This window comes from Rhodocyclus tenuis, from assembly GCF_014197755.1.
Classification (GTDB): domain Bacteria; phylum Pseudomonadota; class Gammaproteobacteria; order Burkholderiales; family Rhodocyclaceae; genus Rhodocyclus; species Rhodocyclus tenuis.
The window spans coordinates 72,915-83,936 of record NZ_JACIGE010000016.1 but is presented as its reverse complement, the minus strand read 5'-3'; the positions used below and the strand labels follow the sequence as shown (position 1 = coordinate 83,936).

Here is an 11,022-nt window from a genome sequence, read left to right as displayed (position 1 = left end):
GCGCTTCGCTGAATCGACTCTTCCTCATGACTTCCTCTCTTCAAGGAAGCCATCCTCTCAAGTTTCGGATGGTCCGAAAATCCCCGGGCAGGTCATCGCCGCCCCCGCCGCTGCCGAGATCAACCAGTTCGCCACTGACGGCGGCGCAAAGCCAAACGCCGCCGCCGCGGGCGGAACAGTGGTGATCACCGCCACCGCCGCCAGCTTGCCGCACGCCGCACCCGTGGGCCAAACAAGCTACCGACCAAGGAGCAGGTCGCGGTGCGATACAGCCCGGAAGTGCTTGCCTATTTCCGTGCCACCGGAGCCGGCTGGCAAACGCGCATGGACGACGCCTTGCGCGAATACGTGTCGCAAAAAACGGCGGCGTAGCGCTCTGATACTCTGCGGTTCGGGGTGCCAGTGCGCCAGCTTCTGCGGTGGCGATGCCGCGTGCAAGCGCACCCTGATTTCCGCCTGACCATCCACCGGACAGCCAGGCGGAAACCGGTTTCGACTCAGGAACGACGGCGGCGAACGCCGATCAGCCCGGCCATGGCGAGGCCCATCAGGGCCAGTGAAGCAGGCTCCGGTACCTTGTTCGGGTCGGTCGAACCAAATGTGATGTTGTCGTAGCCTACCTGATTGACTGTGCCACCGAAGTTGATGGACTTGGCCGTTCCCGCAAAGGCCAGTGATCCGATAGCCCAGTTGCTGAAGGGATTGGCGGGAGAAGGTCCGTTGCCAAGTGCTGCCAGTTCAATGTTGCCAAGCAGGTTGCCCATTCCGTTCAAATCGTCGTAAACCTGAACCGAACCACTGTAACCGACCGTCGAATAGTAGAAGGAAAATCCGGTGTCGAATCCGGGAGCGTAGTTCAGGATGGCTGAACCGGTCAGGAAAAACATGGCCGTCTCGGACGACGGAGGCAACGCGAAGTTTGCGACCGGGTCGGACTCCTTCAAAGCGAGCGCGTTTGTGCCGAACTGGATGCCGTAGTTCGTACCCGAGTTACCCTGACTGTCGCTACCTCCGTTATAGAAGTTAAGTATTGCCGCCTGACTCCCGACCCCCTCGAAGTCAATGGAAATCACTGCCGCAGATGCGCCCCCTGCCGAGGCAAGCATCAGAGATGCCGCGATGGCATTGATTACTTTCTTTTTAAGCATGGTTATCGCCCCTTCGTCGCGAGATGGAAAGCAGACATCCAAAGCGCCGACCGGCTGTCCTTCTTGGTCTGCCACGCAGCAAAAAGCAAGCGACATGCCAAACGCACTTTCTCAGCGAAACCACTTATAAAACAACCAACTAAAGTTCCGGCGCGAGATCAAAAATACCGTACGAAAATATTTGTAAAGAATATTGACATCAAACCGGAGCAGGGATCGACGACCGTATCACCGCAACTGGCCAAAAGACGCCGAATTACCTCGTTTCGCGACCTCTGATATCAGCACCTTGGCCAGAATGAACAGCAGCAGCGTCGCCGCCCCAGCTGCTGCCGAGATCAACCAGTGCACGACTGACGGCGGCGCAAAGCCGAACGCCGCAGCCGCTGGCGGAACGGTGGTGATCACCGTCACCGCCGCCAGCGTGCCGACCAGCACCCACACCGCCAGCGGCGACAGGCCGGTGAACATGCCGTGCCAGCCGGGGCGCGGCGAGCGGCTGGCAAAGATGAGCACGGCGTTGGCCGTGACCAGCGCCAGGAAGGCCATGGCGCGCGCTTCTTCGCTGGCGACGCCGCGGGCGAGCGCGGCCCAGTAGAGGCCGGCGACGACCGCCGTCGTCAGCGCGCCCTGGACGAGGCTCAGGCCGATGTGGCGGGCGGCGACGAGCCGCTCGTCGCGCGAGCGCGGTGGGCGCTGCATCAGCGCCGGGTCTTCGCCTTCGGCTTCGAAGACTACCGAGCACGCCGGGTCGATCACCAGTTCAAGGAAGGCGATGTGGATCGGCGCCAGCACCAGCGGCAGGCCGAAGAGCAGCGGCAGGATCGACAGGCCGATGATCGGCAGGTGCACCGCCAGCGTGTAGATCAGCGCCTGACGCAGGTTGGCGAAGATGCGCCGGCCGAGGCGAACGGCGCCGACGATGGCGGCGAAATCGTCTTCGAGCAGCACCAGGGAGGCCGCCTCGCGCGCGACGTCGGTGCCGCGCTTGCCCATGGCGATGCCGATGTGCGCGGCTTTCAGCGCCGGGGCGTCGTTCACGCCGTCGCCGGTCATCGCCACTACCTCGCCGGCGGTTTTCAGCGCTTCAACGATGGCGAGCTTCTGCTGCGGCGAAACGCGCGCAAAGACGCAGGTGCTGCGTATCTGTTCGACCTGCTCGGCCGGCGACAGTGCAGCAAAGTCGGCGCCGCTCAACACATGCGCGTCGTCGATACCGGCCGACCTGGCGATGGCGGCGGCGGTGCGCGGATGGTCACCGGTGATCATCACCACGCGGATGCCGGCGCGCCGGCACTCGGCGACGGCGGCGGGCACTTCCGGGCGCAGCGGGTCGGCCAGACCAACCAGGCCGAGGAGCTCAAAGTCGAAATCGTGCTGGATTTCCGGCCAGTCGCCGGGTGGACGCTTGGCTTTGGCGACGCCAAGCACGCGCAGCCCCTGCTCGGCCATTTGCGCGGCCTGCTCGCCGATCTGCCGGCGCGCCTTGTCGTCGAGGTGGCACAGCTCGGCGATGGCTTCGGGCGCACCCTTGGCGGCAACGATGTCGCTGCTGCCGGCCTTGGCCTGCCACAGGTGCGACATCGCTGGCAGCTGCGGCGACAGTTCGTATTCGCGCGCGAGATCCCAGTCGGGGTGCAGGTGTTCGGTGTTGGCGAGGAATTCGCGCGCGAAGTGATGGAAAGCCTGTTCCATCGGGTCGTGCGGGTCGATCTCGCTGGCCAGCAGCACGTATTCGAGAATCTCGTGGTACTCGTCGGGCAGCGGCTCGCTGCGCCCGCGCACGTCGAGCAGTTGCCCGCCGACCGAGAGCGCTGCCATTGCCATGCGGTTCTGCGTCAGCGTGCCGGTCTTGTCGACGCATAACACCGTGGTTTCGCCGAGCGTTTCGACGCTGTTGAGCCGCCGCGTAAGCACGCCGAGCGTGCCGATGCGCCGCGCGCCGAGGGCGAGAAAAACGATCAGGATGACCGGAAATTCCTGCGGCAGGATGCCCATCGCCAGCGTAATGCCGGCGAGCATGCCTTCGAGCCAGCCGCCGCGCAGCAGCACGAAGAGCAGCGCCACCAGCACGCACAGGCCGATGGCGACGATCGCCAGCCACTTGGTGAGCAGGCCGACTTCGTCCTTGAGCGGCGACGATTCGAGCTCGATCGCCTGCAGCGATTTGCCGATTCGACCGAGTTCGGTGTGCTCGCCGATGGCGCTGACGCGCATCAAGCCCTGCCCGCGCACGATCAGTGTGCCGGCGAAGAGGCGCCCTACCCCTTCGTCCGCCGAAGTATTGGTCGCGGCGCCGCTGGCCGGCTCACCGGCAGCGAACTTGGAAAGCGCCTCGGATTCGCCGGTAAGCAGCGATTCGTCGGCGGCGAGTTCGTGCGCTTCGAGCACCACGCCGTCGGCTGGCACGCGGTCGCCTTCGGCGAGGATCAGGATATCGTCGCGCACCACTTCGCGGCCGGCGATGCGTAGCGGCTTGCCGTCGCGGATGACCAGCGCGCGCGGGCTGGAGAGGTCGCGCAGCGCCGAGAGAGCGTTTTCGGTGCGCCGCTCCTGGACGATGGTGACGCCCATGATGATGCCGACGAAGCCCAGCAGGATCAGCGCTTCGTGCACATCGCCCATGATCAGGTAGATGGCGCCGGCACCGATCAGCAACAGGAACATCGGCTCGCGGCAGACTTCGCCGACGATGTGCAGCAGGCTACGCCGCTGGTCGACGCCGAGTTCGTTGAAACCTTCCGCACGCTGCCGCTCGGCGACCGAGGTCGCGTCGAGGCCGGGCGGAATGCTGGGAGTCACCTGATCGGAAGCGGTGCGTCGTCGGCGCCGGGCCGGCTGTCGCGCTGCCCTGTTGCAGAAACTTCGGCCGGGTCGACGTGCGTCATCACGTAGAGCACCGGGTGGCGTCGGGTGACGTTCTTGCGTACTTGCGAAGCGATGGCATGCCCCTCGGCGACGGTGATCGTGCCGTCGATTTCAAGGTGGACGTCGACTAGGATCATGTCGCCGGTCTTGCGCGTGCGCAGTTCGTGCATGCCGAGCACACCCGGCGTGGCGAGGATTTCGGCAGAAATGGCGGTGAGCTGCTCTTCCGAGGCAGCGCGGTCGGTAAGGTCGTGCAGCGCGTTCCAGAGAAAGCCCCAACCCATCTTGCCGACGAGCAGGCCGACGACCAGCGCCGCCACCGGGTCGAGCAACGGAAAGCCGAGCAGGTTGCCGCCGATGCCGAGCGCGACGATCAGCGACGAGGCAGCGTCCGAGCGCGCATGCCAGGCGTTGGCGACGAGCAGGCTGGAACGCACGCGCTCGGCAACGGCGAGCATGTAGCGGAACAGCCCTTCCTTGACGGCAAGCGCGCCGAGCGCCACCCACAGCGCCAGCAGATGCACGGCCGGGATGCTCGCCGGCGCCTGCAGCTTGTGCACGGCGGCCCAGATCATGCCGATACCGACGGCAAGGAGCAGGCCGCCGATGACCATCGCGGCGACGTTCTCGTAGCGCTGGTGACCGTACTGGTGGTCGGCGTCCGGCCCCTTCTTGCTGTGATGCACGGCGAGCAGCACGACGAAGTCGGAAACCAGATCGGACAGCGAATGGATGCCGTCGGCGATCAGTGCCTGCGAACCGGCCCACAGGCCGGCGGCGATCTGCGCGCTGCTCAGGCAGACATTGACGGCAACGCTCACCCAGGTGCTGCGCCTGGTCGCCGCCTCGCGCTCGGGCGTCGGTTGTTCTTCAGGAAATTCGGGGAGTTCGCTCATCTGACTGCAGTCGTTGCGGCTGTTCGGCGGGCGCGGGGTTCAGCCGGCCGCCATGTGCCGGCCGGGTTGTCTGAAGCAACGCGCACGCCGGCCAAGCCTAGCGTCCGCGCCACTCGGGCTTGCGCTTGCTGGTGAAGGCGTCGATGCCTTCGGCGGCGTCCTCACTCATCATGTTGCAGGCCATGGTTTCGCTAGCGAGCTGGTAGGCGGCTTCGACACCCATTTCCAGCTGCTTGTAGAACATCGATTTGCCCATGGCCACGGCCACCGGCGACTTGTTGATGATCGACTGCGCCAGCCGCTCGACTTCGGCATCGAGATCGGCGAGCGGCACGACACGGTTGATCAGCCCCTGGCGCTGTGCCGTCGCCGCGTCGATGAATTCGCCGGTCAGCAGCATTTCCAGCGCCTGCTTGCGGCCGACGTTGCGCGAGAGACCAACCGCTGGCGTGGCGCAGAAGAGGCCGACGTTGATGCCCGAGGTGGCAAAGCGCGCGCCGTCGGCGGCGACGGCCAGATCGCACATCGACACCAGCTGGCAGCCGGCGGCGGTGGCGATGCCATGCACGCGCGCGATCACCGGTTGCGGTAGCTGCGTGATCGTCGTCATCAGCTTCGAGCACTGGCGGAACAAGGCGCGCATGAAGGCCTTGTCCCGGTTTGCCTGCATTTCCTTCAGATCGTGGCCGGCGCAGAAGGCGCGGCCGGCACCGGCGATGACGACGACGCGCACGGCCGGGTCGGCGGCAATGGCGTCGAAAGCCGCCTGCAGTTCGGCGAGCAGCGCCTGCGACAGCGAGTTGAACTGATCGGGGCGATTGAGCGTGAGCGTGCTCAGGCCATCGGCGCGGTCTTCGCGGGTCAGCAGAGTGTTTTCGGTCATGGCTTCGTCTCCTTTTTGCAAATTATTGTTTTTGTTTATTTTTTAAAACCGTTCAGCGCAGCACCGGCGTTGCCGCTGGCGGGACTTCGGCGGCGGGAGGGAGTCTGGCGGCGCTGTCGCCGGCGTTTGCGCCAAGGCTGCCGGCGCAGGCACGCGCTGTTGGTGCGCTGCTGTTCAGCCAGCCGGCGAGTTCGCCGCCAAGCGCGTCGCTGGCGGCGAGCAGCGCAGCGGCAGCACCGCGCGCGTCAGCGCTGCCAGCCGGCCGCTCGATGGCAAAACTCCGTCCGGCAATAAGGCGCCGGCGGGCGTCGAGCAGCACCGCCTGCGCTTGAATTACGCCGGCGCTTTGTTCTTCTTTCTCAAAGACTTGCGAGAACTCATGCAAGTCGACTCTCAAGATGCAGGCGGCTGCCACATTACTCGCAGCAGCGGTAGCGCCAAGCTGCTGGCGCAGGCGTTGCGCAAGCAGCTGCGCCGGCGGTGCCAGCCAGCGGCTGCCGGCGTACTCCTGCACGCGCTGTGCGTCGGCGTAGGCCAGCCGGTAGTCGATTCCCGGCGAATCGAGCCAGTGCGGCGCGCGCACCTCGACGGCGAGCGGTGTTGTCGCCGGCGCAGTGGTGAGACGCGCAGCGGGCGGTCCGAAATCGTACAAGGTCGGCGCCGGCCGGGCGCCGATGCTGCAGGCGGTAAGCAGCATGGCGGCAGCAAGGGCAGCGCTGCCAGCGAACGGAAGGCGCTTGCGGCTGGTCGGGTTCATGGCTTTGCTTCTCCTCTTTGGGCGCTGCGCGGCGGCACGAAGCCGGCTTCGCCAGGGCCGGGCGCCGCTGGCGACGGTCCGAAAACCAGGCTTTGCGGCGAGTCTTCGAGTTTTTTCAGCAGCCGTTGCAGCTGCCGGGAGGTCGTCGACAGTTCGGTGAGCAGTTCATTGACGCCGCCCGACGCGGGATTGCCGAGCGTCAGGTCAAGCCTTTCGCTGGTGGCGCGCAGGCTGGCCAGCGTCGCCCGCGCATCATGCAAGGTCGGCGCCAGCTCGCCCGAGGCGCTTTCGAGGCGGGCCAGCGTCGAGCCGAGCGCGCGCACGTTCTCGGGCGAAAGCAGCACGTGGATCTGCGCGGCGATTTCGGCGGCGTGCGTCGAGCCGGATTCGAGGTTGTCGAGCGTGTGCGCGATGCGCTTGCGGTTTTCCGCGTTCAGCAGCTGGTTGGTGGCGGCGAGAAAGTCGCGCGCTTCGCGCATCGTCTGGGTACCGACTTCGGACAGCTCTTCGATCAGCGAGGCCTGCATGGTGATGCGCGGCGGCGTTCCGTCGCTGCTCACCAGCGGCGTCGGGTCGCGGCCGGTTTCTTCGAGCAGCACATGCGCGATGCCGGTGACGCCCTGAAAGCCAAGCTTGGCCGTCGTGCCGCGCGTCACCGGCACCTGCTCGTTAACGCCGATGCGCACGAGGATGTTGCGCCCGTCCTGCGGGTCGAGTTCGATCGACTGCACCTTGCCGACGGCGATGCCACGGTAGCGCACCTGCCCTTGCGGGCCGAGGCCGGTGACGTTCTGCCGGGTGACGACAACGAAATCGTGCGTCGGCTCACGCTTGCCGCCGAACCACCAGACGGCGCTGAGCGACGCCAGCAGGAGCAGCAGGGTGAATAGCCCCGCGATCAGCGCGTGCGAACGGTTTTCCATTTTTTCCTCATCAGCGAAGCGCCTTATCGACAACGGCAGGAGCGTGCCGGGAAGCAAAACAATTGCGTACAAAGGGATGATCGACGGCCAGCACTTCGGCCATCGTGCCATCGGCGACGATACGCTGATCGGCAAGCGCCGCCACGCGCGTCGCCAGACCGAGCAGCGTATCCATGTCGTGCGTGACCATGACCACGGTAAAGCCGAGTTCTTTCTGCAGCGTGCAGATCAGTTTGACGAAGCCGGCGCTGCGGTCGGGGTCAAGGCCGGCCGTCGGCTCGTCGAGCACCAGCAGTTCAGGTTCGAGCGCCAGCGCCCGTGCCAGTGCCACGCGCTTGACCATGCCGCCGGACAGCTCGGCCGGCATCAGCTTGCCGTGCGCCGCGGTGAGTTCGGCCATCGCCAGCTTGACCTGAACGATGTCGTGGATCAGGTCTTCGTCGAGCAGGCGTAGTTCGCGCAGCGGAAAGGCGATGTTGTCATAGACCGACAAAGCCGAGAACAGCGCGCCCTGCTGAAAAAGCATGCCGAAGCGCTGGCGCACGGCGCGCCGCACCTCGGGGTCGGCAGCGAGGACCGACTGCCCGAACAGCCTGACCTCGCCCGCGCTCGGCGCCAGCAGGCCGACGATCTCGCGCAGCAGCGTCGTCTTGCCGCTGCCCGAACCACCGACCAGGCCGAGCATTTCGCCCGGTCCCACCTGCAGACTGATGTCACGGTGAATAACGGCCTTGCCGAAGCGCGTCGATACGCCGCGGATGTCGATCACCGGCGGCTGTTTGGCAACGCTGTCCTCTGCGACCTTGCCCGGCGCGCTCACAGCGGCAGCCCCATGTTGCGCGTGAGGACGGCGAAAACGGCATCGACGACGATCACCACGGTAATCGAGGTGACCACCGAGGTAGTCGTGCCGACCGACAGGCTTTCGGTGTTCGGCCGGATGCGCAGGCCGAAGTGGCAGGCGAAGATGCCGACCAGCAGGCCGAAGGCGCAGCCCTTGGCCATGCCGATGAGCAGGTTGGCGACCGGCACCACCTTCGGCAGCGTGTCGATGAAGTAACCGTAGGACAGATCCATCTGCAGATGCGCCGACATCATGCCGCCGATCAGTCCGGCCGCCGAGCACCACACCACCAGCAGCGGCGTCGCCACCGCCAGCGCCAGCACTTTCGGCAACACCAGACGCAGGCTGCGCGAGACGCCGATCGTCGCCAGCGCATCGATTTCCTCGGTGACGCGCATGACGCCGATCTGCGCCGTCATCGCCGAGCCGGAACGACCGGCGACAAGCACGGCGACAAGCACCGGCCCGAGTTCGCGGATGACGGCGATGCCGAGCAAGTTCACGATGAAGACGTCGGCGCCGTAGGCCTTGAGCTGCAGCGACGACAGGTAGGAGAGCACGATGCCGATGAGAAAGCCGATCAGCGCGATCACCGGCAGCGCCTGCGCGCCGCTTTTATACAAGGTTGCCGAAAACTCGCGCCAGGGAATCTCGCGCGGATGCACGCACAGATAGCCGATATCGAGCACCAGCTGGCCGACCAGCGTGACGATGCCGAGCAGGTTGTGCCAGGCCTTGAGCGCGATCTGGCCGAGAAAGAGGACGAGGCGCGCCGGGTCGGGCGCCGCGGGCGAGGCATCGGCTGGAACGATGCTGCCGACGCGCTCGAAAACGCGCCGGTGCGCCGCCGACAGTTGCACCTTTGCCGGCCACTGGCGCCCCCAGGCGCGCCACAATAGCAGCGCGCCGACGCTGTCGAGGCGGCCGATGGACAGCAGATTCCAGGCGACCTCGCTGCTGCCGAGCGTACTCAGGCGTGATTCGAGCGTTTTCAGCGTTGCCGACAGTTCGACAAGTGTCCAGTCGCCGGCCAGGCGCGCTTCGCCGACGGCGCTGCCGTCATCGATATCGAGCGTCGCGGTGGCCATCGAGCCTCAGCCGACGCTGGCGGCGGCTCGCCGCCGGATGCGTAGCCCGGAGCCAAGTCGCTCCCAGGTCGTCGCCTCGTCGGCCAATGCCGCTGCGGTGAGCGGGTTGGCGGCGAGCCAGTCGGCCGGCAGGTCGAGCTGAAAAGCGACCGGCGTGCGCTTGAGGACAAAATCGGGCAACTCGCGATCGTCGCGTGGCCGGTGCAGCAAGGCCGCCAGCCGCAGACAGCAGACCAGCTGCCAGGCACTGTCCTGCGCCGGCAGCGCGCCGAGCTTTTCCAGCTTGCCGCGCTGGCCGAGCACCAGCAGCGCCAGCCGTGCCTGATCCTTCTTCGAAAAACCGGGCATGTCGGCAAAGGTGATGATGTAGGCGCCATGCTTGTGGTAGCTGGTGTGCGCGATCGAAATGCCGATTTCGTGCAGTTGCGCCGCCCAGCGCAGAAAGCGCAGGTCGCCCTCGTGCTCCGGCGCGGTGGTGTCGATCAGCTGTCCGAGCAGACCAAGCGCCGTGCGCTCGACGCGTTCCGCCTGCAGGGTATCGACCTGATAACGGCTCATGAACTGCTCGACCGTCGCATCGCGCATGTCGTGCCGGTAGAAGCGGCCGAGCAGGTCGTAGAGAACGCCCAGGCGCAGCGCGCCGTCGGCGTAGGTCATGTGTTCGATGCCGAGTTCGGAGAAGATCGCGCACATGATCGCCAGTCCGCCGGGCAGCACCGGCTGCCGGTCGGAGCGCAGCCCTTCCAGCGACAGCGCCTCGGCCGAACCGGCGCGGATGAGCAGGCTGCGCAGACGCTCCAGCCCTTCGCGCGTGATGCCGCTGACACCGCCCGGATTGAAGCCGTTGAGTTCGAGGATTTCGGCCAGCGCGCGCGCCGTTCCCGACGAGCCGACCGCTTCGCGCCAGCCGAAACGGCGGTAAGCAGCGGCGATGCTCTGGATTTCGCGTGCGGCTGCCAGTTCGGCGTCGCGGAAGCGCTTCTTGTCGATGACGCCGCCAGGAAAGAAGCGCAGCGTGAAGCTGACGCAGCCCATGTACAGCGATTCGAGCAGCAGCGGCTCGACCTGGCGGCCGATGATGCACTCGGTCGAACCGCCGCCGATGTCGATCACCAGCCGTTTGTAATCGACTGCCGGCAGCGAATGCGCGGCGCCGAGATAGATCAGGCGCGCTTCCTCGCGGCCGCCGATGATTTCGATCGGAAAGCCCAGTGCCTGCTCGGCTGCCGGCAGGAAGTCCGGCGCATCCTTGGCGACGCGCAGGGTGTTGGTCGCGACGGCACGCACCGCGTCGGGCTGAAAGCCGCGCAGACGCTCGCCGAAACGGCGCAAGGCGAGCAAGGCGCGCTCGCGCGAGGCGGCGTCGAGGCGCTTGTCGGCGGTCAGGCCCGAGGCGAGACGCACCGGCTCTTTCAGCGAATCGAGGGGGTAAATCTGGTCGTCGACGACGCGGCCGACCTGCAAACGGAAGCTGTTGGAGCCAAGATCGACCGCGGCGATCAGTTCGTAAGCCATTTTTTCATTCGGACAGCGAAAGAACGGGCATTCTAGCACCCGACCATCAGCAGCCATGGGCCGTGCCGGCAGATGTCATGAAAGCGTCACAAGGCGGGCC

At 66.0% G+C, this 11,022-nt stretch carries 9 protein-coding genes and 1 pseudogene; 1 reads left to right on the top strand and 9 read right to left on the bottom strand.

Annotation, left to right across the window (positions count from 1 at the left end; all coding sequences use genetic code 11):
* Positions 1–198: 198 nt before the first annotated feature.
* Positions 199–372: pseudogene (locus GGD90_RS16955) on the top strand (BrnA antitoxin family protein); the annotation flags it as partial.
* 125 nt (positions 373–497) lie between these two features.
* Here GGD90_RS16955 and GGD90_RS16950 read toward each other — a convergent pair.
* The 9 genes from GGD90_RS16950 to ppx all read right to left on the bottom strand — a co-directional run bounded on the left by GGD90_RS16950 (position 498) and on the right by ppx (position 10,922).
* Positions 498–1,244, bottom strand: a complete 747-nt coding sequence (locus GGD90_RS16950; RefSeq protein ID WP_184415275.1) for a PEP-CTERM sorting domain-containing protein — start codon at positions 1,242–1,244, stop codon at positions 498–500.
* Positions 1,245–1,376: 132 nt separating this feature from the next.
* Positions 1,377–3,950: a cation-translocating P-type ATPase gene (locus tag GGD90_RS18135; RefSeq protein WP_153117862.1), complete on the bottom strand. Its 2,574-nt coding sequence runs from the start codon at positions 3,948–3,950 to the stop codon at positions 1,377–1,379.
* On the bottom strand, positions 3,947–4,912 hold the full coding sequence (locus tag GGD90_RS16940) for a cation diffusion facilitator family transporter (RefSeq protein ID WP_153117864.1): 966 nt from the start codon (positions 4,910–4,912) through the stop codon (positions 3,947–3,949). Before GGD90_RS16940 ends, GGD90_RS18135 begins: the two co-directional genes overlap by 4 nt.
* Positions 4,913–5,009: 97 nt before the next feature.
* On the bottom strand, positions 5,010–5,795 hold the full coding sequence (locus tag GGD90_RS16935) for an enoyl-CoA hydratase (RefSeq protein ID WP_153117866.1): 786 nt from the start codon (positions 5,793–5,795) through the stop codon (positions 5,010–5,012).
* 52 nt (positions 5,796–5,847) lie between these two features.
* Positions 5,848–6,552, bottom strand: a complete 705-nt coding sequence (locus GGD90_RS16930) for an ABC-type transport auxiliary lipoprotein family protein (protein WP_153117868.1) — start codon at positions 6,550–6,552, stop codon at positions 5,848–5,850.
* On the bottom strand, positions 6,549–7,475 hold the full coding sequence (locus GGD90_RS16925; RefSeq protein ID WP_153117870.1) for an MlaD family protein: 927 nt from the start codon (positions 7,473–7,475) through the stop codon (positions 6,549–6,551). The genes GGD90_RS16930 and GGD90_RS16925 overlap by 4 nt, the downstream gene beginning before the upstream one ends.
* 10 nt (positions 7,476–7,485) lie before the next feature.
* On the bottom strand, positions 7,486–8,295 hold the full coding sequence (locus tag GGD90_RS16920) for an ABC transporter ATP-binding protein (RefSeq protein ID WP_153117872.1): 810 nt from the start codon (positions 8,293–8,295) through the stop codon (positions 7,486–7,488).
* Positions 8,292–9,407, bottom strand: a complete 1,116-nt coding sequence (locus GGD90_RS16915) for an MlaE family ABC transporter permease (RefSeq protein ID WP_153117874.1) — start codon at positions 9,405–9,407, stop codon at positions 8,292–8,294. The genes GGD90_RS16920 and GGD90_RS16915 overlap by 4 nt, the downstream gene beginning before the upstream one ends.
* Before the next feature lie 6 nt (positions 9,408–9,413).
* Entirely contained in the window at positions 9,414–10,922 is a 1,509-nt protein-coding gene (ppx, locus tag GGD90_RS16910; protein WP_153117876.1) for an exopolyphosphatase, read from the bottom strand.
* Positions 10,923–11,022 lie beyond the last annotated feature (100 nt).

What these genes read in the sequence shown, in the direction of transcription:
- GGD90_RS16950 (WP_184415275.1), bottom strand. Translation starts at nt 1,244, where the DNA reads ATGTCGCTTGCTTTTTGCTGCGTGGCAGACCAAGAAGGACAGCCGGTC.
- GGD90_RS16930 (WP_153117868.1), bottom strand. Translation starts at nt 6,552, where the DNA reads ATGAACCCGACCAGCCGCAAGCGCCTTCCGTTCGCTGGCAGCGCTGCC.
- GGD90_RS16915 (WP_153117874.1), bottom strand. Translation starts at nt 9,407, where the DNA reads ATGGCCACCGCGACGCTCGATATCGATGACGGCAGCGCCGTCGGCGAA.
- ppx (WP_153117876.1), bottom strand. Translation starts at nt 10,922, where the DNA reads ATGGCTTACGAACTGATCGCCGCGGTCGATCTTGGCTCCAACAGCTTC.
- GGD90_RS16935 (WP_153117866.1), bottom strand. Translation starts at nt 5,795, where the DNA reads ATGACCGAAAACACTCTGCTGACCCGCGAAGACCGCGCCGATGGCCTG.
- GGD90_RS16940 (WP_153117864.1), bottom strand. Translation starts at nt 4,912, where the DNA reads ATGAGCGAACTCCCCGAATTTCCTGAAGAACAACCGACGCCCGAGCGC.
- GGD90_RS16925 (WP_153117870.1), bottom strand. Translation starts at nt 7,475, where the DNA reads ATGGAAAACCGTTCGCACGCGCTGATCGCGGGGCTATTCACCCTGCTG.